Source organism: Streptomyces sp. NPDC092369, from assembly GCF_044755245.1.
Classification (GTDB): Bacteria; Actinomycetota; Actinomycetes; order Streptomycetales; family Streptomycetaceae; genus Streptomyces.
This window is the reverse complement of record NZ_JBIVQP010000001.1, coordinates 141,514-162,758: the sequence shown is the minus strand read 5'-3', so window position 1 is coordinate 162,758 and position 21,245 is coordinate 141,514. Positions and strand designations below refer to the sequence as shown.

The following is a 21,245-nucleotide window of genomic DNA, read 5'->3' as shown; positions in this document are numbered from 1 at the left end:
GTCGAGTACGGCGAACAGCGGCCCGGGCATGACGATGTCAGGTCATGACCAGCCACAAGCAGCGCATGTACCCCATACACTGCCGCTGCGTGTCCGTTGCACACAATCATGTCGGGGGAGAGTTCAGAGATGAGTGCCTGGAATCCGCAGGGTCCACCGCAGCAGCCGCATCACCCGCAGGGCCCTCCGGGTCCTCTTGTCCCGCCGCAGCCGCAGCCCTATCCGTACAACGTCCCACCGCACCAGGGCGGTTATCCGCCCCAGCCCTACCCGTACCCCTACCCGCCGGGTTATCCGCAGCCGGCGCCGCGCGTCGGGGTGTTCCGCAGAATGTGGCGGGCCGGCGGTCCGATCGCCATCGCGCGCAGGGTGTTCAGGCCCTCGCGCCCGGACCGGGTGGAGGACGCGGTGGTCGCCCGGATCCAGAAGATCCGGACGTACGTGGGTCTGGGCGCGGTGCTCTGGGTGACGTACTCCTACAAGCTGGTCGACTCGGCGAGCGGCGCCGCCAGCGATCGGCTCAACGACTCCTGGATCACCATCCTGGTCCTCGCCGTGACCTTCCCGGTCTTCATCGGCTGGTTCGTCCTGCTGGCGCGTCCGCCGGCCCGGCGGCAGTTGCTGCGACGCGCGGCGAAGCCGTCCGGCGCGGTGTTGGCGATCATCGGCGGTGTCGCCGTGTTTCCCGCCGCTGTCCTCTCCGGTCTCGCCGACGGAAAGCTGGCCGTCAATCCCGTGATGGCCGTGGTCAGTTGGCTGCTCACGGTGGCGACTCTGGTGTGGGTCCTGCCGTTCATCATCTACGGCATGGGGTTGTCCCTGCTCCACGTCTTCCGTACCGCGGACATCCACGAGACCGTGCCGCCCGTGCTGACCCTGACCCTGGTGTGGGAGATGGCCCTGGTGAACGTGTTCACCGGCTCCTACACGGGTGTGCCGCTGGGCGTGCGGATCGCCCTCCTCCTCGGCGGCCCGCTGTCGGTCACCGCGGTCTCCTACTGGGAACTGCGCCGACTGCGTACCAACCACGGCCTGACGCTGCGCGGCGCGCTGATGCGCTGAAGCCGTCGGAGGGTGGCGCGGAAGGGGTGGCAGGTACGTGCCCTGCGGCTCACCGCGTCCCCGGGGGACCGCACCGAGCTACTGCGTGCCCCGCGGGTGCCCACGCTGGTCGTTCAGCCGACCTGCGACGGCATCACCACCGGCACGGGCCGCAGTGGCGGACGCACCTGGGTGAAGACCTTCGCCGCCGCCAAGGGGCTCGACGACGGGGGCACCCTCAACGCGGGCCGCAACTACGTCTTCTGCAAGGTCTGGGGGGACGGCGCTCGTTTCCGGGCAGCGCGGCCGGTCGTGCGTGCTCCGGGAGAGGTCACGCGTCGGGCGGCGTGCACTCGATGTCGGCTACCGCCGTGGGCGCCGAGGACGCCCGGCCGGATGCCGAGGCGGGGTCCTCATCGGTGCCGCGGGCGGCGTGGATCCGCAGGAGTCCGTCGATGCCCCGCAGCAGGGTCTCGCCGGCCAGGACGGGGTCGCCGAGGTAGCCGCCGCTCATCGCGCCGTCGCGGACCATGACGAAGTGCCGCCCCGCGTGCTCGGACTCGGCGACCGTGATCTCGGCGAACAGCCCGGTGATCGTCTGCAGGAACCAGGCGCGGTGTTCCACGACGGCACGGTGGACCGGGTGGCCGGGGTCGGGGAATTCGGCCGCCGCGTTGAGGAAGGCGCATCCGCGGTAGCCGGGCGAGCGGATCTGCTCGACCAGGGACGCGCCGATGCCCCGCAGGACGGCGTCCGGCGGCGCGTCCGTGGCCGTCAATGAGTCGATCTGGGTGCGGATCGCCTGGTCGACGCTCGCGATGTAGGCGACGGCAAGCTCTTCCTTGCTGCGGAAATGCCGGTAGAAGGTGGCGTTGGTGACCTTCGACTCGGCGACCAGACGGTCGACGCCCACCGTGTGGATGCCCTCCGCGTAGAAGAGCTGCCCGGCGGTCCTCAGGAGCCGCTCCCGGGCCTCGGAGACTCTCCTGCCGGTGCCTGTGCCTGCTTCCGTCTGTGTCATGACACCCATCGTAGCGGGTAGAACGCTCTCTCTTGTTTTGGCGGGAGTGGTGTGTCAGGCTGCGCGGTAGAGAGACCGTTCTCTCTGTCTCGCCTCCCCGTCCCGTAGTCCCTGGAGAACCTCATGGCATCCGCCACTTCCACCGCGCACGTCGGCACCACGCCCGCCCTGCGCCGGCTGTACGTCATCCGCTTCGTCTTCGCCGCCGCCTGGGCGGTGCTCCTGCTGCTGGCCGGCTCGGACCTCACGGTCGCGGCCAGGGTGCTGCTGTTCCTCTATCCGGCGTTCGACGTGGTCGCGGCTGTCGTCGATGCCAGGTCGGCGCGCGCCGAGGGGCCGGTCAAGGGCCTGTACGTCAACATCGCCGTCAGCTCGCTGGCCGCCGTCGGTGTCGCGGTCGCCGGTGCCTCGGGCGTCGCCGACGTGCTGCGCGTCTGGGGTGCGTGGGCGGTCGTGTCCGGGCTGGTGCAACTCCTGGTGGGCGTCGCCCGCCGGCCGATGGGCGGCCAGTGGGCCATGATCGTCAGCGGCGGCATCTCGGTGCTGGCGGGTGCGAGCTTCATCCGGAGCGCCTCGCAGGACGACCCCTCGCTGTCCGCCCTCGCCGGCTACGCCACCCTCGGAGGGATCTTCTTCCTCGTGTCGGCCATCCGCCTGAGCCGCTCCACTCGCAGGGGCTGACCAGGATCACTCCCTGCCAGGGTCGCTTTCCGTGGGAGCTGCCCTGTTAAGCTCCTCTCAATCAAATCGATTTATTATCGGGATGAGGGAGGGGCTGTGCCAGAAAGCCCGAGCGGGGAAACACCCATCCACATCGACACCGACACGGCAGCGGCGGGCGAGCCGCTCGCCCCCTTCTGGCGCCGGGTCGTCGGCGCCGGTCGTGCCAACGAGGGACTGCGCGCGGACTGGCAGCGCCAACTCGTCGCTGCCCGACGCGACTGCGGGTTCGAGTACATCCGCTTCCACGGCCTCTTCCACGACGACATGTTCGTCCACACGGAGCGTGCGGACGGCACGCCGGTCCACAACTTCCAGTACGTCGACGCCCTGTTCGACTTTCTGCTGGACACCGGCGTGCGCCCCTTCGTCGAGTTCGGCTTCAGCCCGCGCGCCCTGGCCCGTGAGACCGGCACCGTCTTCTGGTGGGGAGCCCATGGCTCACCCCCTGTCGACCTCGACAAATGGTCCGGCCTGATCGACGCCACCGTCCGTCACTGGGTGGGGCGTTACGGCATCGAGGAAGTGCGCCGCTGGTACTTCGAGGTGTGGAACGAGGCGAACCTCGACGGCTTCTTCCGCGGTACGCGCTCGGAGTACTTCGAGCTCTACAAGGTCACCGCGCGTGCCGTGAAGGCGGTCGACGCTCAGCTGCGGGTGGGCGGCCCCGCCACCTCCAACTTCGTGCCCGACGACCGGTTCTCGGGCGAGCGCGAGAACGTGGACCTGCGGATCGTCGCGGGCCGCGACGACATCGACGAGCTGGAGTGGCGGCCGGTGTGGGTGGAGGACTTCCTCTCCTACTGCGCGGCCGAGGAACTGCCCGTCGACTTCGTCTCGACCCACCCGTACCCGACCGACTGGGCGTTGGACGAGCACGGCCAGGGCGAGAAGCTGACCCGTGGCAAGAACGCCACGCCCACCGATCTGCGGCTGCTGCGCGACCTGGTCGCCAAGAGCCCCTTCCCCGAGGCCGAGATCCACCTCACGGAGTGGTCGTCGTCGTCCTCGCCGCGCGACCACACCCACGACACCGTGCCCGCGGCCACCTACGTCGTCCGGTCCGTGCTGCACTCCATAGGGACCGTCGACTCCCTCGCCTACTGGACCTTCACCGACGTCTTCGAGGAGGGCGGTGCGGGGGACGAGCTGTTCCACGGCGGGTTCGGCATGCTCACCCTGCCCGGGATCCCCAAGCCGACCTACCACGCCTACCGCATGCTCGGCGCGCTCGGCGACCGGCTCCTCGACCTCGGTGAGGACCACGTCGTCACCAGGGACAACGGCACGGGCCGGATCGTCGTACTGATCCACCACTACCCGCAGGAGGAGCCGAAGTCGGTCCCGGCCTCCTTCGACGACCGGGCGCTCGCCGAGGCCACCCAGGCCAAGGGGCGCCCGCGCCCCCTCCGGGTGCGCCTGACCGGACTGCCGCCCGGGGCCTGTTTCGAGGTGGAGAGCCTCGAACCGGGACACGGGGACGCCCTGGGCGCCTGGCGGGATCTCGGTTCGCCCGGAGCACCCACCCGCGAGCAGCTCGCCCACCTGGACCGGCGCGCGCACGCGACCCGCCTGGAGGCCGTGTGCGCCGACACGGACGGCGTGGTGGACTACAGCGCCCGGGTGCGGCCCTGGTCCGTCATCATGGTCCGGCAGGTGTCGTGATGGCCGCCTGTCGAGCGGGTGTGCGGGGGAGCGCGGGGCTTGAACGGCCGTCGAGTGCCGCGTGCCGCTGTGCGGCGGGCGCGCACCGTCGTGAGGGGGACAGGTAAGACGTGAGCACGAGGAACACGGCGATCCGGCGGGGCACGAACCTGCCGCGCATGGGCGACTTCAACGAGTCCGTCATCCTGGACGCCATCCGCCGCCATCCCGAGGGGCTCAGCCGCGTCGAACTCGCCCAGGCGACCGGCCTGTCCGCGCAGACGGTGTCCAACATCTGCCGTCGGCTGATCGACCAGGGCCTGGCCGAGGAGTCGGGCAAGCAGTGGAGCGGCGGAGGCGGCAAGCCGCGTACTCTCCTGCGGGTCGTGCCCGGGGCCTGCTACGCGCTCGGCGTCCACCTCGATCCGGCCGTCATCACCTACGTCCTGCTCGACCTGCTGGGCACGGTGGTGGCCCAGCACGGCGAGCCCACCCCCCTCGGCGTCGACACCGACCAGGTCATGACCGAGATGGCACGGTCGGTGACGGCGCTGGCGGAGGGTTCGGGCGTCGACCGCGACCGGATTCTGGGGCTCGGCATCGCGGCTCCAGGCCCACTCGACGCGCAGCACGGGTACGTCGTCGATCCGCCCGAACTGCCCGACTGGGGCAGCGTTCCGCTGCGCGAGCGGCTCGCCGCCGAGACCGGGTTCCCCACGCTGCTGGACAAGGACGTGATCGCCGCGGCGGTGGCCGAGCGGTGGGTCGGCGCGGCCAGCCAGACCCGCGACTTCCTGTTCTTCTATCTGGGCACCGGCTCCGGCATGGGCCTGGTGGTGGAGGACTCGGTGCTGCGCGGTGTGTCCGGCAACGCGGGCGAGGTCGGCGGCCTCGGTGCCGCCTGTTCCACCAAGGCCCTGGTCGACGAGGCCATCAAAGAGGGAGCGCTGGGCCACGAGTTCACCCCCATCGGCCCGCAGGACGCCCGCCGCAGCCTCGACGAGCTGGCCCGCCGCGCCAGGGCGGGGGAGGAGCCGGCCGCGAGCGTCGTGCGGCGCTGGGCGATCCGGATCGGGCGGGGCGTGTGCGCGGCCGCGACCCTCGTGGACAGCGACACGATCGTCTTCGGCGGTCCGCTGTGGCCGCAGATGTCCGGGCCGTTCCTGGAGGTCATCGAGCCGATGGTCGCCTCGTCGCCGTTCGTGAAGGCCGTGCACCCGACCGTCGTGACCACCACGACGATCGGTGAGCACGTGGCCGCCGTCGGGGCGGCCTGTCTCGTACTCGACCAGAGCCTTTCCGCGCAGCCGAAGAGCCTGCTTCTGCGCTGACCCGCCGGGAGTCGGGGAGGGACACCCCGGCGGGCGGCAGGTCAGGGGCGATGCGCGCTGCCGTCGGTGGCGCGCAGCAGGGCCCAGCGGTCGTGCTGGAGCGGTGCGGTGACGGGATGGCGGGCGGCCGCCTTCTCGTCGAAGTCCACGCCGAGTCCGGGCGCGCTCCAGCCGTACAAGGCGCCTGACCGGGGCACGGGGGTGCCCGGGAAGACCTCACGGGTGGCCTCGGCGAAGGTGGCCGCTTCCTGCACGCCGAACGCGGGGGAGCTGAGGTCGAGCGCCAGGTTGGCGGCCATGCCGACGGGGCTGACGTCACCGGGGCCGTGCGGTGCCGTACGTACCCCGAACAGCTCGCAGGCGGCGACCAGTTTGCGGGTCGGGGTGAGGCCGCCCAGGGTGGGGATCCTGATCCGGGCGAAGTCGATGAGGCGGTCGGTGAGCAGCGGGAGGTAGGCCTGCGGCTCGCTGTAGAGCTCGCCGACCGCCAGCGGCACGGTGCCGGCCGCACGCAGCTGGGCGAAGTGCGCCGCGTCCTCCGGGGCGAGCGCGTCCTCCAGGAAGAACAGCTGCGCGTCCTCGACGGCTCGGACCAACTCCCGTGCCTGTGAAGGCGTGAGGCGCTCGTGGGCGTCGTGGAGCAGTTCCACACCGGTGCCCACTCGCTCGCGTATGTCCCTGAGCACGGGCGGGACCTGCCGCAGATAGCTCAGCGAGTCCCAGGTGCCCGCGCGCAGTTCACGTCGGCGCGCCTCGACCGGGTCGCCGGGCGCGGTGCCGTAGGTGTCGGTGCCGGGCACCGCGACCTGTACGCGCACGTGTCGCCAGCCCTCCTCCGTCGCGGCCAGGACCCGGTCGGCGATCTCGCCCGCCTCCTGTCCGTCCACGTGGGTGTAGGCGTCGGCGGCGTCGCGGACCTGCCCGCCGAGCAGCGAGTACAGCGGCAGCCCCGCCGTCTTGCCCTTGAGGTCCCACAGGGCGACGTCGATGCCGGCCAGGGCGTTGTGGGCGATCGAACCTCCGCGCCAGTAGCCGCTGTTGAGCAGCAGCCGGTGCAGGTCCTCGATGTCGCCCGGGTCGCGGCCCAGCAGCATGGGGCCCAGGTAGTCGTCGACCACGGCGCGGATCGCCGTGGTGCGCTGCGGATCGCTGGCGCAGCCCAGCCCGTACAGGCCCGGCTGGTTGGTCTCCACCCGGACGATCACGTACGGGCAGCCCTGCGGGGCGCAGGTGAAGGTGCGTACGGCGGTGACGCGCACTCCGTCCGCCGCGGTGGCCGACCAGGGAGCCGGAGCGAGCACGGGTTGCGGTGGGGCGGAAGCCGGAGAAGGAGACACGAGCGAAGTCCTGTTCAGTCGTGGCGGCCGCGGCGGACGGGGACCGTGCGCGGATTCTCAGGTTGTTACAGGCGTTGACACCGTACATCAACTCGATTTAGATACCCGTGGCTGAGCCGCCCCGCCCCTTTGTGCGCAGAGGGCCCAGGCAGAGGGCCCAGCACACTCCGGCACGTCAGCGGGCAGCGATTCGCCAGCGCGGACCGCGAGCCCCCTCGAGAAAGGGCCGCTTGCGTGAGTCACAGCCCTCCCTTCCGGCGCGACCGCCGCCGTCTCCTCGCCCTCGCGCCGGCCCTCGCCCTGGCCGCCGCGGGCTGCGGGCGCGGCCAGGGAGCCGGGGACGGCAACTCCCTGACGATGTGGACCTTCAAGCAGTCCCACGTCAAGGCGCTCCAGAACGCCGCCACCCGCTTCACCGCCGCCACCGGCACCAAGGTCAGCGTGCAGGCCATCACCCCCGACGACGCGTTCCTGACCAAGGTGCAGGCCGCGGCGCGGACCAACGACCTGCCCGACGTCATGGAGGTCCACGCCAACGGCGACGACCTCTCCTTCGGCGGCGCGGGCCTGCTGGAGGACCTTCAGGACACCGTCGACGACACCTGGCTGGCCCGCTATCTGCCGCAGGTGCGCACGGACGGCACCGTCACCAGGCAGCAGTACGAGAACTCCCTCGTGGAGGGCGCCAAGACCATGGGCGTCAAGGAGGGCCAGCGCTTCAGCGTGCCCCTGACCGTCGGCACCTTCGGCATCGTCTACGCCGACCGCGCCCGCCTGTCCGCCGCCGGAATCACCGAACCGCCTTCCACCTGGGAGGAGTTCATGGACGCGCTGGCCGCCGTGCACCGCACGGACCCGCGCACCGGCGGCATCACCATCGGCGTCAAACAGCCCTCCACCGCGCTGGAATGGCTGATGCAGCCGATGGCGTACGGAATGCTCGGCAAGCAGCGCTTCGAGGCGCTCTTCGGGCGCGACGCGTCCAAGGGGTTCACCTCCGACGACGGACAACGCGTCCTGGAGACCTACGGGCAGATCACGCCGTACTGGATGCCGGGCACCGCGGCCAAGGCCATCGACGAGGCCGACCTCTCCTTCGCCCAGAACAAGTCGTCGTTCCTGGTGGGAGGCACCTTCACGCTCGCCTTCCTCGCGGAGAACGGCCGCGACACCAAAGGCATCATGACCTTCCCGGTGCCCTCGCCCCGGCGGGCGGTGATCCCCGGCCTCCAGCTCGCGCCGTTCGCCCTGACCGGCCTGTCGGTCACCCGCACCTCCCCGCGCAAGCGGGAGGCCCTGGAGTGGCTGCGCTTCCTCTCCCGGCCCGACACCGCCGCCGCCTTCGGCCGCACCGCGCTCGACGTGCCGCCCAACACCCTCACCGGCGCCGACCGCACCGCCCTCGGCCCCCTGCTGACCGGCATGCTCGACACCTTCGGCACCGGCGACAACGCCTACAACGCCGGATACACCGCCTACCGGCCGAGCCTGTACGACGCGGGCAAGGTCGGCGCGGTCCTCGCCGAGTTCACCCCGCTGAAGGAGGCGAACGCCCGGCAGACCGGCAACCGCATGGGCTCCATGATCAAGTCGAACTGGGCGGAGCAGTAGCCATGACCCTCGACCTCCCGGCCTCCACGACCGGAGACCTGCCCGGCCCCACACCCGCACGCACCCGCCGCCTCACCGCCAGGACCGACGGACCCCGCCGGCCGGCCCACCTGCGCGAGATCGCCTGGGGCTACGCCTTCATCGCCCCGGCACTGGTGCTCTTCGGCGTCATGGGCGTCTACACGATCGTCTACGGCTTCTCGCTCAGCTTCGCCCAGTGGAACGGCTTCTGGCCGCACTGGCGCTGGGTGGGCCTGAAGAACTACACCGACCTCCTCGGCAACAGCCCCACCTACGCCCCCATCGTCAGGACAGCGGCGGTCAACACCCTGTACGTGATGGTGGCCGTACCCGTCCTGACCGTCCTCGTCAGCTACCCGCTGGCACTGGTCCTCAACTCGGTGCGGCGCCTGCAGGGCATCCTGCGCTCCATCTACTTCCTGCCCTACGTCACCAGCGGCATCGCCGTGTACTTCGCCTGGCAGTACATCCTCCAACCGGACGGCGCCGTCAACCTGTTGCTCAAGTCGGTCGGCATGGGCTCCCTGTCCCAGCCGCAGGGCTGGCTCGGCAACCCCGACACGGCCCTGCCCACCCTCATCGTCGTCATGGTGTGGTCCGCCGTACCCGTCGCCACCCTCCTCTACCTCACCGGCCTGCAGTCTTTGGACGGTTCGCTCCTGGAGGCCGCCGCCCTCGACGGGGCCGGAGCACTGCGCGTGGCCACGCACGTCGTCTGGCCGCTGATGCGCCCCATCACGCTTGTCATCACCCTGCTCAACCTGCGCGACGCGCTCCAGGGATTCCAGCTGTTCCTGATCATGACCAACGGCGGACCCGGCAACGCCACGGACGTCCTCGGCCTGGAGACCTACCGGCTCGCCTTCCTGTCCGAACTGTCGCCGACGCTGGGGCTGGCCAGCGCCCTGGGCTGGCTGCTGTTCGTCGCCGCCCTCATCGTCGCCTTCATCAACCAGCGGGCCCTGCGGAGGCTGGGATGACCCTCACTGTGACCCCACGACCGGCCACCGCGCCCCGGACCCCGGCACCCCGACGCGGAAAACCTGCCGGCGCCCTCGCCGCGCGTACCGTCGTGGTCCTGGTCCTCGCCGCCTACGCCGCGATCAGCCTCTACCCGTTCCTGTGGATGGTGTCGGCCGCGTTCAAGACCAACGCCGAGGTCGTCTCCGGCGGCCACCTCATCCCGCACCACCCCACCGGCAGGACGCTCGCCGACACCTGGAACAAGCTCGACTTCTTCCACTACTTCACCAACAGCGTCAAGGTCACGGTGCTGACCACGGTCCTGGTCGTGGTCGTGTACGCCGCCGCCTCCTACGCCTTCGCCGTGCTGCGCTTCCCCGGCAAGCGCATGTTCTACCGGCTGTTCCTGGCCCTGCTGTTCGTGCCCGGAGTCGTCACCCTGCTGCCGATCGTGCTGCTGGAGAGCAAGCTCGACATCCTCGGCACCCACTGGGGGCTGGTCCTGCCCTTCGTGAACGGCAGCGCACCCCTGGCCGTGCTGATGCTGACCAACGCCTTCACCACGGTCCCCACCGAACTGCGCGAAGCCGCGCGCATGGACGGAGCCGGAGAACTGCGCATCTTCGCCCGCATCTACCTCCCGCTGGCCCGCCCCGCCCTGGTCACCATCGCCCTGCTCACCGCGATCCCGACCTGGAACGAGTACCAGCTCACCCGGATCTCGCTGAACGACCCGCACACCTACACCCTGCCGATCGCCCTCCAGGCCATGCAGTCGGAGAACGTCGTGCAGTACAACTCGCTGATGGCCGCCGCCCTGATCATGGTCGTCCCGGTGATCGCCATCTTCCTGTGCGCCCAGCGCTACTTCGTGAACGGACTGATGGGAGCGGTCAAGGGATGACCTCGCAGCACAGGACCGACGGTGACGTCCCCCGAACCGTTCTCGTCACCGGAGCCGCGGGCGGCCTCGGCACCGCGGTCACCGCCCATCTCGCCGCCCGCGGCTGGACCGTGGTCGGCACGGACGCCCGTCCGGTCGCGGACACCACGCACCTCGCGGCCACCACCGAGGGCGACCTCACCGACCCTGCAGCCGTACAGGCCGCCTTCGACGCCGCCGTCGAACTCATCGAGCCCGGCGACCGGTTGGACGTCGTCCACCTGGCCGCCATCCCCGCACCGGGCATCGTCGACGAGTACGAGACGCTCCGCATCAACACCATGAGCGCCTACACGGTCTTCCAGGAGGCCGGCCGGCGCACGGCCCACCGGATCGTCGGAGCCTCCAGCGCGGCCGCGGTCGGCCTGGCCTGGGCCGACCGCGACCAGGCCCCCCGCTATCTGCCGATCGACGAGAACCACCCGGACCTGACCATCGACTCCTACGGACTGTCGAAACAACTCAGCGAACAGGCAGCCGCGTTCACCACCCGCCGCTGGGGCACCACCACCGTCATGCTCCGGTTCCCGTTCGTCGGCGAGGGACCCCGCCTTGAGGAACGGCTCGCGGAAGTCGCCGACGACCCCGCCGCCAACCGCCGTGAACTGTGGGCCTGGCTGCACACCAAGGACGCCGCCGAAGCCGTACGAGCCGCCCTCACAGCCCCACTGACCGGACACCACGTGGTGAACGCCGCCGCACCGGACACCTCCGCCCGCCTGCCCACGGGCGAACTGCTCCTGGCCCACTACCCCGACACCGCGATCCTGGCCGGCATCGGCCGCCACGGCTCCCTCTTCGACAGCACGCGCGCCCAGCGACTGCTGGGCTTCACCCCTGGCCACAGCTGGCGAACTCCGGTGCGCAGCGCACCGGGTACGCCCGGCAACGGGCATCCCTGACCGACGTACATCCGACTCCGGCCTCACTCCCCCCACAGCACCGAGAGGACCCCACCCATGGCCATCACCCGCCGCCAGGCACTCGCCCTGGCCGCAGCAACCGTCTCAACGGCCGCCCTGTCGACGGCCGTTGCCCGCGCCGCCACCCAGACCGCACCGCGGACCGACGCCAGCCCGGTCGGTGACGTGGTCGGCAAGGTCACCGTCGGCTACCAGGGCTGGTTCGCCTGCGCCGGCGACGGCGCCCCCATCAACGGCTGGTGGCACTGGAGCCCCGACATGTCCAAGGCCCCGGCCCCGGGCGCCAACAGCGCCAAGTCCTGGCCGGACGTGCGTGACTACACGGCCACGTACCGGACCGGCATGCCGAATCTGAACGGCGGTTCACCCGCCGCGCTCTTCTCCTCCTGGGACCAGCAGACGGTCGACACCCACTTCCGCTGGATGCGGGAGAACGCCATCGACACCGCTGCCCTCCAGCGCTTCAACCCGTTCGGCTCCGAAGGCCCCACCCGCGACGCCATGGCGCAGAAGGTCCGCTCCGCCGCCGAGGCCAACGGCCGCAAGTTCTACATCATGTACGACGTCACCAACTGGACCGCGATGGCGAGCCAGATCAAGGACGACTGGACGAGCAAGATGTCCGCGCACACCCAGTCCTCCGCCTACGCCCGGCAGAACGGCAGGCCCGTGGTGTGCGTCTGGGGCTTCGGCTTCAGCGACGACGCCCGGCCGTTCGGCGCCGCCGAGTGCCTCGACGTCGTCAACTGGTTCAAGGAGCAGGGCTGTTACGTCATCGGAGGCGTCCCCACCCACTGGCGCACCGGCACGGAGGACTCACGGCCCGGCTTCACCGACGTCTACCACGCCTTCCACATGCTGTCCCCGTGGATGGTCGGCCGGATCGGCACCGCCGCCGACTCCGACAACTTCTACCAGAACGTCAACCAGCCCGACCTCGCCGACTGCGCGGCCCATGGCATCGACTACCAGCCCTGTGTCCTCCCGGGCGACCTGCAGGACCGCCAGCGTGCCCACGGCGACTTCATGTGGCGGCAGTTCTACAACATGGTCCGCCTCGGCGCCCAGGGCATCTACATCTCCATGTTCGACGAGTTCAACGAGGCCAACCAGATCGCCAAGACCGCCGAAACCGCGGCCGACGTACCCGCCGGGTCGGGCATCTACGCCCTCGACGAGGACGGCACGTCCTGCTCCGCGGACTACTACCTCCGCCTGACCGGAGACGGTGGACGGATGCTCAAGGGGGAGATCGCCCTGACATCGCAACGCCCCACACCCGTCCGGGTCTGAACCCGCGAGGGCTCGTCCCGCCGGGACCGACCGGAGCCTGACATCCGACGATCCGGGTAACGTGCGACCGAGCCGTCACGGGGGAGATGCCAGCACATGAACGCGCCACGATCGGTACCCGGCACGGAGCCGACCGACGGATCCGTCGTCAGGATCGGAGCACTCGTTCCGCTCACCCGCCCCGGCTGGGTCGAGGCGGGCCGGCACCTGCTCGCCGGACTCGAGCTTGCCGTCGGCGAGGTCAACGACGCCGGAGGCATCGCCGGCAGCCCGATCGAGTTGGTGGTCCGGGACACCGCGGCGGATCCGCGGCGGGCCACGGCGGCCGTCGACGAACTGACTCGCCTGGGCGTCGCGGCCCTGGCGGGGGAGTACCACAGCGTCGTCGCCCGCGCCGCCGCCGCCAGGGCCGACGCCCTCGTCGTGCCGTTCCTGTGCTCGTCCGCGGTTCTCGACGCCCTCACCGACGAACCGACGGAATGGGTCGCGCGCCTGGCCCCGCCACAGTCGCGCGGCTGGCAGACCTACGCCGACTTCCTCCTCGGCGCGGGGCACAGCCGTATCGCGGTGGCAGCCCAGCCGAGCGTCTACTGGGCGTCCGGAATCCGCATCCTGCGCGACCACCTCGCTCCACGAGGCGCCACCGTCACCGAATTCGACATGAGCGCGCTCACCCCGGCGAAGGTGTGCGACGCGCTCGTCGATCACCGCGCGACAGCCCTTCTGATTCTGGCCGGGTATCCGGAGCCCGCCGTGTCGATCGTCAAGGCGGTCCGCGGCGATCAGCGCCTGGCCGACGTGATGATCGGTGCTCCGGCCGGACAACCGGAGTTCGGGGAGTGGGCGAGGCTGCTGGGCGACGACGGCGCAGGTGTTCCGTTCCTGCGCTACCTGCCCGAGCACCTCAGCCCTCTCGGCACCCGCGTCGAGAAGGCCCTGGGCGAGCGACTGGGGGAAGCGCCCTCCTTCGTCGCCTTCGAGGGCTACGACACGATCACCGTCCTCGCCGAGTCACTGCGCTCGCACGGCCCGGACCGGGCGCGTATCGCCGAGTCCTGGGCGCGCGTCGTGGTCGAAGGGACGCGCGGGCAGATCCGGTTCTCCCGCATGGCAGACATCAGTGTGTGGCAGTGGGGCTCGGCGCCGGTGCGGGTCGTCGACCGTGATCCGGCGGAACCGGGTCTCTTTCGGATCCTGCACGCCGGCTGAGGGATCCGGTACTGGCGATCCGGTGTGCTGATCAACAGGGTGCACGGGCAGTCCAGGTCCTGCCAGGCGTACATGAAGCCGTTGCCCGGCCCCCCTTTGCTGTTGCAGCCGGGGCCCGGGACGCCGTTCTCGGCCGGCTGCGCGGCGGTGGCGGGTACGGCGAGGCCGAGGGCGATGAGCGCCGGGACAGCGGCGGTGAATGTGAACTTGCGCAGGCTGATCAAATGGGCCGTCGTGACGGATCCCCTGGCGTCCCTGCTCGGGTCTTGACGCGCGGTCCAGGGGTCTGTACCTACACAGTCAAGGCTTTGGTATGGACCAATTCGATGCAGTCTCTTGCGCCGACCCGGCGCCTTACCCCCTGGAGACAGCAATGCGCAGACCCTCGGCACTCCTCGCCCTGTTCGTAGGGGTGCTGCTCATGGTTGTGGCCCCACCTGCCTCCGCCGCGACCACGCCCACGGCAACCTTCGCCCAGACCTCGACCTGGTCCGGCGGCTACCAGGGCGCGTACACCGTCACGAACTCCGGCAGTACCACACTGTCCGGCTGGACGGTCGAATTCGACCTCCCCTCCGGCACGACGGTCGGCTCCTACTGGGACGCGCTGCTCACCCAGAGCGGCAGCCACTACACCTTCAAGAACCGTGAGTACAACGGCACCTTGGCACCGGGCGCCTCCGCCGCCTTCGGCTGGGTGTCGGCCGGCACCGGCACACCGACGAACTGCAGGCTCAACGGCGGGTCGTGCACCGGCAGCAGCGGCACCGACACCACGGCGCCCAGCGTGCCGGGCGGAGTGACCGTCGGCTCGGCGACCGGCTCCTCGCTGACCGTGCGGTGGACGGCGTCCACCGACAACTCCGGGTCCGTCGCCGGATACGAGGTCTCGCGCGACGGCGGAACGCCCGTCGCCGTGACCGGCACGTCGTACACGGCGACCGGGCTCCAGGCGAGCACGGCGTACGCGTTCCGTGTGCGGGCCCGGGACGCGGCGGGCAATCTTTCCGCCTACAGCACGGCAGTCACGGGTACGACCACTAACGGCGGCGGCCAGCAGCCGAGCGGCGGTCTGTCCACCGCGCCGTACGTCGACATGGGCGCGTGGCCCACCCCGAGCATGCCGGCCATGGCCTCGGCGAGCGGGATCAAGAACTACACGATGGCCTTCATCACCGCCTCGGCCTGCAAGGCGATGTGGTTCAACGCCTATGACCCGCGGGCCGGTTGGGCCAAGGACCAGATCGACGCCATCCGAGCCGGCGGCGGTGACGTCAAGGTCTCCTTCGGCGGCGCCAGCGGCATCGAACTGGCACAGGCCTGCTCCACCGTGGACGCGCTCTACACCGAGTACAACGCGGTCGTGAACGCCTACGGACTGAAGTACGTCGACTTCGACATCGAAGGCTCCGCCACCGCCGACCCCACCTCCGTCGCGCGTCGTTCCCAGGCCATTGCCCGTCTCCAGCAGGCCCACCCCGACCTGCGGGTGTCGCTGACCCTGCCGGCGCTCCCGGAGGGACTGACGACGGACGGCCTGAACGTGGTGCGGTCGGCACGCGACGCGGGTGTGAATCTCGACGTCGTCAACGTGATGGCCATGGACTACTACCGAAACGTCGACTACGGCGATGCCGCCGTCCAGGCCGCACAGAGCACCTTCGCCCAGCTCAAGACGCTCTACCCCGGCAGCGGTGACGCCCAGATCTGGGCGAAGGTCGGCGTGACGCCGATGCTCGGGCAGAACGACGACGGTCACATCTACGACCAGGCCGACGCCCGCCAACTGGTCGCCTTCGCGAAGAGCACACACCTCGGGGAGCTCGCCTTCTGGGAAGCGACCCGTGACCGCAACGCCTGCACGGGTGCGCTGTACATGTGCACCAACATCGCGCAGTCGCCCTACGAGTTCGCGAAGATCTTCGCGGGCTACACCGGCTGACGAGGCGGACACCCCGTGCGCGGTGCGACGACTCGTTCCGCGCACGGGGGAGGGTGCCGTGAACGGAGACCCTCGCGAGGCACTTCGGCTCCGGCCTTCGCCGTCCAAGGCCAGGCGGCGGTCACTTGTCCGAAAGGTCCTGGGTGGCGAGGCGTCCCGCGTCCGCGGTGCGGCGGAGGAAGTCGGCGAGCAGTGCGAGTTCGGCGTCGTCGTAGTCGGCGCAGATCCGGTCCACCGAGGAGTTCATCCCGGCGAAGAGCGCCAGCAGTTCGCCGTTGCGCTCGCGCAGGGCGCGGACCAGGAAGGCCCTGCGGTCGGTCGGGTCGCGGTCGCGGGCTACCCAGCCTGCGCGTTCGAGCCGGTCGAGCACGCCGGTGGTCGTGGCGGCGTGGAGGCCGGCTCGCTGTGCAAGGGCGGTCGGGCTCAGCGGGCCGTGCGCGTTGAGCAGGTCGAGGCAGTCCAAATCCACGTCCTTGAGGCCCAGTCGGGTGCCGACCTTGCGGTTGAGCAGAGCCAGTTCGGCGCTCAGCTTCCGCAGTCCCTGCTTCACCTCGACCGTGGACTGCCGGCGTCGGCGGGCTCCATCCTCAGGTGGTACGGGATCCATAATATACGCCTCTCGAAATAACATGCTACGGTTCTCGTATATTACGGCACTCGAATGATGATGGCGATCAAGGAGGACCGGGCATGTTCGTGGTGATCGGGGCGACGGGGATCGTCGGACGTGAAACCGTGGGCCTCTTACGGAAGTTGGGCGAGGAGGTGGCGGCGGTCACCCGCAATCCCGCCGCCGACCTGCCGGACGGGGTGCGCCTGGTGCAGGGTGATCCATCCAAACCGGACAGCATCACAGCCTGGCCCCCTGACGCCGAAGCGGTACTGCTCAGTCCGCGCGCGGCCGGCGGAGCCACCGCTGAGCTGCTGGCACTGGCTGCCCGCGGTGCTCGGCGGGTAGTGCTGCTGTCGGCGGCAACGGTGGAGTACCCGGCCGGACACCGGCGCTTCGCGGATGAGTTCAAGGCGGCGGAAGAGGCCGTCAGGGAGTCCGGCCTGCAGTGGACGTTCCTGCGGTGCGCCGACTTCCAGGCCAACGCGTTGGCCTGGGCGCCGCAGATCCGCTCGACCGGCGTCGTGCGCGGCGCCTACGCCGGCGCGGCGACCTCGCCGATTCACCAGCGCGACATCGCGGAAGTAGCCGTCCGGGCACTGGTCGACCCCCAGCACGCGGGACGTGCCTACGTCCTGACCGGCCCGCAGTCACTCGACCAGCGCGACAAGGTCCGCCTCATCGGGGAAGCCCTGGGCCGGCGTCTGGCCTTCGAGGAAGTCGCCCCTGAACAGGTCCGCGAGGCCATGCTCGGTCAAGGCCTGCCCGACGATGTTCCCGACCGGCTCCTCGGCTCCCTGGCCCATTACGCGAAAACGCCGGGCCCGACCACGGACACCGTCGAGCAACTCCTGGGCCGCCCGGGACTTCCCTTCGCCGCGTGGGCCGCCGACAACACCGCCGCCTTCGTGACCCCGGCCGGCTCATGAGCTCCCGCCGCGAAGAAGCGAGCGCACCATGCTGAACAGTCCCCTCGCCACGGCCACGCGGTGGGCGAGCCGCTTCTTCTCGGGCATCTTCGCCGGCTTCCTCATCGCCGTACTGGTCTTCGAGTGGTCCCTGCGCAGCTTCGACCGCCATGTCTACACCCAGGTCCGGCAGGTCGAACTGGACTCGCTGGACAAGCTCGCGGTCGTCACGCTCATTCCGGCGATGATCGCCACAGCGCTCCTCATAGCCGTCACGCTCAAGGCGACGGGAAGCGTTCCCTGGCTGCTGCCGACCGCGCTCGCCCTGCTGATCGCGATCCTCGCGCTGACGCTGGCGGTCAATCTCCCCATCAACGCAGACCAGCTCGGATGGAGTGTGCAGGGGCCTCCCGCGAACTGGGCAGCCGTGCGTGATCACTGGCAGATCGCCCACGCGGTGCGATCAGGCGCTGCGGTGCTCGCCTACGCGGCTTTGAGTGCCGACGCGACGACAGTGCGGCGTGCCGTCCCCGGCGCCGCGTCGGCTGACCGTGAACTCCCCGCTGTGCCAACGAAATGAGGGAGACCGACATGGCAGAGATCGAACTGTCGGCCGGCACCGTCGAATACCAGGACACCGGTGGAGACGGCCCCGTGGTCGTGCTGCTGCACGGACTGATGATGGACGCCTCGCTCTGGGACGGACCGATGGCCGACCTGTCCGCCGACCACCGGTGCGTGGCCCCGACCCTTCCACTCGGTGCACACCGTCGCGCGATGCACCCTGACGCGGACCTTTCGCTGCCCGGAGTGGCGCGGCTGGTCGCGGAGTTCCTCGACCGACTCGATCTGCGGGAGGTGACCCTTGTCGGCAACGACACCGGTGGAGCCCTCGTCCAGTTGCTCGTGGGTGACGACATCGACCGCGTAGGGCGAGCCGTTCTCGTCTCCTGCGATGCCTTCGACAATTTCCCGCCGGGTCTGACGGGCAGGACGCTCGTGCTCGCGGGCAAGCTCTCGCCCCGGATGTTCGGGCTGTTCATGCAGCAGATGAGGCTGAAGACGATCCGGCGGCTGCCGGTCGCGTTCGGGTGGCTGACCCGGCGCGGAGACGCCGCCACTCTTCGATGGTCGAGGCCGGTCATGGAGCAGACCGACATCCGCCGGGACACCGTACGAGCGCTACGAGCCGCAGCGGCGGACACCAAGATCCTGTCGCGGGCCGCCGAACGCCTGCCGGCCTTCAAACGACCCGCGTTGGTGGTCTGGGCGAGCGAGGACCGGGTGATGCCACCCGAACACGGTCGGCGCCTGGCCGAACTCCTTCCGCAGGGACGGCTGGTCGAGGTCGAAGACAGCTACACACTGATCCCCCTCGACCAGCCCGACCGACTCGCCCAGCTCATAAGGGAGTTCACGCACACCTCCGAGGTGGCCGGCCGGCTCCCGGAGCCCCCGGAAGGCCCGAGCCGCTCGACGCCATGAAGGTCCGACCCCCGATGTCCCGACGTCCGTTCGTCACTCGGTCCGGGTGCGGAGGTTCCGCGCCAAGGTGGGGATCATCACCGTCGCGGGGACGAGGTGGAGCGCGAGGAGGGCGGTGGTGGTGGCGGTGTTCGCCCCGGTGAGGAGGGGCGGGACCAGCGAGATCGCGGTCAGCGACACCGCCGTCCACACGAAGTGCTTGGCGGGTTGAGCACTCCACCGAAGTAGAGCGACGGCAAGGGCGATGCCCACGACCGAGAAGAAGCCGGTCACCACGGCGAACCCGGACAACGGGATCGTCTCGCCCCCATCGGGCACCTCGAAGTCGACGCGGGCGGCCTGAGCGAGGGCCGCCGCGAGGGTGGTGGCCACGATCGCGGCGAGGGTGGCGATGAAGCCGGCGCCGACGAGCCTGCGGAGTTGGTGGGTGCGGTTGGTCCGGCCCGAAGCCGGGCGCGCGACGACTCCGGTGTCATGCGTGCTGTTCATGTCGTTCCTCCGTCAATCGGCAACTGTCGTAAGGGTTGTTGGCTGGCGGTGACCGTCTGGGCCTGGGGGATGCGCGGCCCGCCTTCGTGCAGCGCGAGCTTCCGCGCCGGGACTACTCCGTGCCGTCCGCCGGCAGGCGCTCCGGCAGTTCCAGGCACGGGAACCGGTCGTCGTGGAAGGTGACGATCTCGGTGATCGCCCCACCGGTGACGCGCAGGACGTCGATCGTGAGCGGCAGGTACGCGCCCTCCGGCTGCCGCCAGAGGTAGAAGGCCACGGCGGGCTGACGGTTCACGGACGTGGGGACGGCTCGCAGGCCCTTCATGCCCTCGAAGCCGCTCTCGACCCAGTCGTTCACCACCGCGTCGCGGCCGACGTACAGGCCAGGCGTGGGCGGCATCGAGCTACGGACGTCGTCCCGCAGCAGTGCGGCGAGGACCTTGACGTCCGTGGCCACGCTGGCGTCGGTGTAGCGGCGCACCAACGCGCGCGTCCCGGCGTCCTGTTCGCCGCCGGTCCAGTCCTGCCGCTCGGCGGGCAGATGCTCGCGCAGGCCGGAACGGGCCCGCTGCAGCGCGCTGTTGACGGAGTTGACGGAGTCCCCGAGGAGCGCTGCGACCTCCTTCGCAGGCCAACCGAGCACATCGCGCAGGATCAGCACGGCTCGCGGGCGCGGCGCGAGATGCTGGACGGCGACCAGGTACGCCAACTCGATCGTCTCCCGCGCGACGGCGACGGCCTCCGGCTCGTCCGCGTCATCCGCGGGCAGCTCGTCGAGCAGCAGGTCCGGGTAGGGCTGCAGCCACAGCACCTCGCCGCCGGTCGCGGGCTCCGGGCGGCGCTTGGCGAGGAGGTCCAGACAGGCGTTGGTGGCGATTCCGTACAGCCAGGCCCGGAACGTCGACCGCCCCTCGAAGGTCTCCCGCCGCCGCCAGGCACGCAGGAACGTCTCCTGCACGGTGTCCTCGGCGTCCTCGAACGAGCCGAGCATCCGATAGCAGTGCACGTGCAGCTCTCGCCGGTGCCGCTCCACCAGCCCCGAGAACCCCGGCTCGTCGACCTCGCCCAGCCCGCTCACGCCCGGTTCCTCCAGCCGCGTGTCCGCACTCATCACATCCGCCTTCCGCCTCGTCGCGTTCCGTCGTAGGTGTGACGGGTGCGGAGACGAAAACTCATCACCGGGGCGGGTGGGCATGGCTGAGAGTTCCGCAGCTCCGGTCGGCCGCGTCTCGCTGTCGTGGAGTCGGTACAAGTCGGCGATGGCGGGCCCAGGCTGCGCGACCGGCATGTCGCCGCCGGCCTCGTCCCACGTCACACAAGCGCGTCAGACGTCAGTGCTGCGCCGGGACAGCGAGGTCGCCGAGAAGGCTGCGGACCCGGCGCTCGATCTCGTCGCGGATGGGGCGAACGACCTCGACACCCTGACCTGCCGGGTCGTCGAGCTGCCAGTCGAGGTAGCGCTTGCCGGGGAAGACCGGACAGGTGTCGCCGCAGCCCATGGTGATACAGACGTCCGACTCCCTGACGGCGTCGACGGTGAGCAGCTTCGGGACCTCGGCGGAGATGTCGATGCCGACCTCTGCCATCGCCTCGACGGCGGCCGGATTGACCCCCGCGCCGGGGTTGGAGCCGGCGGAGCGGACCTCGACGCGATCCCCGGCCAGGTGGGTCAGCCATGCGGCGGCCATCTGGGAGCGGCCGGCGTTGTGGACGCAGACGAACAGGACGGACGGCTTGTCGGGCATCGGAGGTCT

The 21,245-nt window shown here is 70.3% G+C and carries 20 protein-coding genes; 14 read left to right on the top strand and 6 right to left on the bottom strand.

Features of this window, described 5'->3' with window-relative positions; all coding sequences use genetic code 11:
- The first annotated feature begins 129 nt into the window (after positions 1-129).
- The gene (locus ACIQI8_RS00750) at positions 130-1,062 is read left to right on the top strand and encodes a hypothetical protein (protein ID WP_402342897.1); all 933 of its coding nucleotides are present in this window, start codon (positions 130-132) and stop codon (positions 1,060-1,062) included.
- Between the two features lie 310 nt (positions 1,063-1,372).
- Here ACIQI8_RS00750 and ACIQI8_RS00745 read toward each other — a convergent pair whose 3' ends face one another.
- Positions 1,373-2,071 carry a TetR/AcrR family transcriptional regulator gene (locus ACIQI8_RS00745; RefSeq protein WP_402342894.1) on the bottom strand — a complete coding sequence of 233 codons (699 nt, stop codon included), beginning with the start codon at positions 2,069-2,071 and terminating at the stop codon, positions 1,373-1,375.
- Positions 2,072-2,185: 114 nt separating this feature from the next.
- On the opposite strand from ACIQI8_RS00745, the gene ACIQI8_RS00740 reads away from it, so the two are divergent.
- The 3 genes from ACIQI8_RS00740 to ACIQI8_RS00730 all read left to right on the top strand — a co-directional run bounded on the left by ACIQI8_RS00740 (position 2,186) and on the right by ACIQI8_RS00730 (position 5,757).
- A complete protein-coding gene (locus tag ACIQI8_RS00740) occupies positions 2,186-2,743 on the top strand; it encodes a hypothetical protein (protein WP_402342891.1) in 558 nt (185 codons plus the stop codon).
- Positions 2,744-2,839: 96 nt separating this feature from the next.
- Positions 2,840-4,447, top strand: a complete 1,608-nt coding sequence (locus ACIQI8_RS00735; RefSeq protein ID WP_402342889.1) for a beta-xylosidase — start codon at positions 2,840-2,842, stop codon at positions 4,445-4,447.
- Between the two features lie 158 nt (positions 4,448-4,605).
- Positions 4,606-5,757 carry an ROK family transcriptional regulator gene (locus tag ACIQI8_RS00730; protein ID WP_402346601.1) on the top strand — a complete coding sequence of 384 codons (1,152 nt, stop codon included), beginning with the start codon at positions 4,606-4,608 and terminating at the stop codon, positions 5,755-5,757.
- Positions 5,758-5,798: 41 nt separating this feature from the next.
- On the opposite strand, the gene ACIQI8_RS00725 is transcribed toward ACIQI8_RS00730, so the two are convergent.
- The gene (locus ACIQI8_RS00725; protein WP_402342886.1) at positions 5,799-7,094 is read right to left on the bottom strand and encodes an enolase C-terminal domain-like protein; all 1,296 of its coding nucleotides are present in this window, start codon (positions 7,092-7,094) and stop codon (positions 5,799-5,801) included.
- A gap of 234 nt (positions 7,095-7,328) precedes the next feature.
- Between ACIQI8_RS00725 and ACIQI8_RS00720 the strand changes: the two genes are divergently transcribed.
- The 7 genes from ACIQI8_RS00720 to ACIQI8_RS00690 all read left to right on the top strand — a co-directional run bounded on the left by ACIQI8_RS00720 (position 7,329) and on the right by ACIQI8_RS00690 (position 15,999).
- Positions 7,329-8,705 (top strand): ABC transporter substrate-binding protein, encoded by a 1,377-nt coding sequence (locus ACIQI8_RS00720; RefSeq protein WP_402342883.1) that lies wholly within the window; start codon positions 7,329-7,331, stop codon positions 8,703-8,705.
- A 2-nt stretch (positions 8,706-8,707) separates the two neighbouring features.
- On the top strand, positions 8,708-9,706 hold the full coding sequence (locus ACIQI8_RS00715) for a carbohydrate ABC transporter permease (RefSeq protein ID WP_402342880.1): 999 nt from the start codon (positions 8,708-8,710) through the stop codon (positions 9,704-9,706).
- Complete coding sequence (locus tag ACIQI8_RS00710) at positions 9,703-10,593, top strand: carbohydrate ABC transporter permease (RefSeq protein ID WP_402342877.1); 891 nt, start codon at positions 9,703-9,705, stop codon at positions 10,591-10,593. The genes ACIQI8_RS00715 and ACIQI8_RS00710 overlap by 4 nt, the downstream gene beginning before the upstream one ends.
- Positions 10,590-11,534, top strand: coding sequence for an NAD-dependent epimerase/dehydratase family protein (locus tag ACIQI8_RS00705; RefSeq protein ID WP_402342874.1), 945 nt, complete (start codon positions 10,590-10,592; stop codon positions 11,532-11,534). The genes ACIQI8_RS00710 and ACIQI8_RS00705 overlap by 4 nt, the downstream gene beginning before the upstream one ends.
- 57 nt (positions 11,535-11,591) lie before the next feature.
- Positions 11,592-12,848, top strand: coding sequence for a glycoside hydrolase family 71/99-like protein (locus ACIQI8_RS00700; protein ID WP_402342872.1), 1,257 nt, complete (start codon positions 11,592-11,594; stop codon positions 12,846-12,848).
- Positions 12,849-12,944: 96 nt separating this feature from the next.
- A complete protein-coding gene (locus ACIQI8_RS00695; RefSeq protein WP_402342870.1) occupies positions 12,945-14,057 on the top strand; it encodes an ABC transporter substrate-binding protein in 1,113 nt (370 codons plus the stop codon).
- Positions 14,058-14,430: 373 nt separating this feature from the next.
- Positions 14,431-15,999: a cellulose binding domain-containing protein gene (locus ACIQI8_RS00690; protein WP_402342867.1), complete on the top strand. Its 1,569-nt coding sequence runs from the start codon at positions 14,431-14,433 to the stop codon at positions 15,997-15,999.
- A 121-nt stretch (positions 16,000-16,120) separates the two neighbouring features.
- Here ACIQI8_RS00690 and ACIQI8_RS00685 read toward each other — a convergent pair whose 3' ends face one another.
- Entirely contained in the window at positions 16,121-16,549 is a 429-nt protein-coding gene (locus ACIQI8_RS00685) for a MarR family transcriptional regulator (protein ID WP_402342864.1), read from the bottom strand.
- Positions 16,550-16,689: 140 nt separating this feature from the next.
- On the opposite strand from ACIQI8_RS00685, the gene ACIQI8_RS00680 reads away from it, so the two are divergent.
- Genes ACIQI8_RS00680 through ACIQI8_RS00670 form a run of 3 tightly spaced genes read left to right on the top strand, consistent with a single transcriptional unit; the run spans position 16,690 to position 19,002 of the window.
- Complete coding sequence (locus ACIQI8_RS00680) at positions 16,690-17,538, top strand: NAD(P)H-binding protein (protein ID WP_402342861.1); 849 nt, start codon at positions 16,690-16,692, stop codon at positions 17,536-17,538.
- Positions 17,539-17,566: 28 nt separating this feature from the next.
- Positions 17,567-18,097, top strand: a complete 531-nt coding sequence (locus tag ACIQI8_RS00675; protein WP_402342858.1) for an anthrone oxygenase family protein — start codon at positions 17,567-17,569, stop codon at positions 18,095-18,097.
- Positions 18,098-18,108: 11 nt separating this feature from the next.
- The gene (locus tag ACIQI8_RS00670) at positions 18,109-19,002 is read left to right on the top strand and encodes an alpha/beta fold hydrolase (RefSeq protein ID WP_402342855.1); all 894 of its coding nucleotides are present in this window, start codon (positions 18,109-18,111) and stop codon (positions 19,000-19,002) included.
- Positions 19,003-19,035: 33 nt separating this feature from the next.
- Here the strand turns inward: ACIQI8_RS00670 and ACIQI8_RS00665 are convergent, their stop codons facing one another.
- The 3 genes from ACIQI8_RS00665 to ACIQI8_RS00655 form a co-directional block, all read right to left on the bottom strand.
- Complete coding sequence (locus tag ACIQI8_RS00665; protein ID WP_402342852.1) at positions 19,036-19,491, bottom strand: DUF6069 family protein; 456 nt, start codon at positions 19,489-19,491, stop codon at positions 19,036-19,038.
- Between the two features lie 112 nt (positions 19,492-19,603).
- The gene (locus tag ACIQI8_RS00660) at positions 19,604-20,602 is read right to left on the bottom strand and encodes an RNA polymerase subunit sigma-70 (RefSeq protein WP_402342849.1); all 999 of its coding nucleotides are present in this window, start codon (positions 20,600-20,602) and stop codon (positions 19,604-19,606) included.
- A gap of 220 nt (positions 20,603-20,822) precedes the next feature.
- Complete coding sequence (locus tag ACIQI8_RS00655) at positions 20,823-21,236, bottom strand: arsenate reductase ArsC (RefSeq protein ID WP_402342846.1); 414 nt, start codon at positions 21,234-21,236, stop codon at positions 20,823-20,825.
- Positions 21,237-21,245 lie beyond the last annotated feature (9 nt).

Bases quoted from the DNA above. Each gene is read 5' to 3' on its own strand.
- ACIQI8_RS00750 (WP_402342897.1), top strand. From the start codon at position 130: ATGAGTGCCTGGAATCCGCAGGGTCCACCGCAGCAGCCGCATCACCCG.
- ACIQI8_RS00745 (WP_402342894.1), bottom strand. From the start codon at position 2,071: ATGGGTGTCATGACACAGACGGAAGCAGGCACAGGCACCGGCAGGAGA.
- ACIQI8_RS00740 (WP_402342891.1), top strand. From the start codon at position 2,186: ATGGCATCCGCCACTTCCACCGCGCACGTCGGCACCACGCCCGCCCTG.
- ACIQI8_RS00730 (WP_402346601.1), top strand. From the start codon at position 4,606: ATGGGCGACTTCAACGAGTCCGTCATCCTGGACGCCATCCGCCGCCAT.
- ACIQI8_RS00715 (WP_402342880.1), top strand. From the start codon at position 8,708: ATGACCCTCGACCTCCCGGCCTCCACGACCGGAGACCTGCCCGGCCCC.
- ACIQI8_RS00710 (WP_402342877.1), top strand. From the start codon at position 9,703: ATGACCCTCACTGTGACCCCACGACCGGCCACCGCGCCCCGGACCCCG.
- ACIQI8_RS00705 (WP_402342874.1), top strand. From the start codon at position 10,590: ATGACCTCGCAGCACAGGACCGACGGTGACGTCCCCCGAACCGTTCTC.
- ACIQI8_RS00700 (WP_402342872.1), top strand. From the start codon at position 11,592: ATGGCCATCACCCGCCGCCAGGCACTCGCCCTGGCCGCAGCAACCGTC.
- ACIQI8_RS00695 (WP_402342870.1), top strand. From the start codon at position 12,945: ATGAACGCGCCACGATCGGTACCCGGCACGGAGCCGACCGACGGATCC.
- ACIQI8_RS00690 (WP_402342867.1), top strand. From the start codon at position 14,431: ATGCGCAGACCCTCGGCACTCCTCGCCCTGTTCGTAGGGGTGCTGCTC.
- ACIQI8_RS00680 (WP_402342861.1), top strand. From the start codon at position 16,690: ATGTTCGTGGTGATCGGGGCGACGGGGATCGTCGGACGTGAAACCGTG.
- ACIQI8_RS00675 (WP_402342858.1), top strand. From the start codon at position 17,567: ATGCTGAACAGTCCCCTCGCCACGGCCACGCGGTGGGCGAGCCGCTTC.
- ACIQI8_RS00670 (WP_402342855.1), top strand. From the start codon at position 18,109: ATGGCAGAGATCGAACTGTCGGCCGGCACCGTCGAATACCAGGACACC.
- ACIQI8_RS00665 (WP_402342852.1), bottom strand. From the start codon at position 19,491: ATGAACAGCACGCATGACACCGGAGTCGTCGCGCGCCCGGCTTCGGGC.
- ACIQI8_RS00660 (WP_402342849.1), bottom strand. From the start codon at position 20,602: ATGAGTGCGGACACGCGGCTGGAGGAACCGGGCGTGAGCGGGCTGGGC.
- ACIQI8_RS00655 (WP_402342846.1), bottom strand. From the start codon at position 21,236: ATGCCCGACAAGCCGTCCGTCCTGTTCGTCTGCGTCCACAACGCCGGC.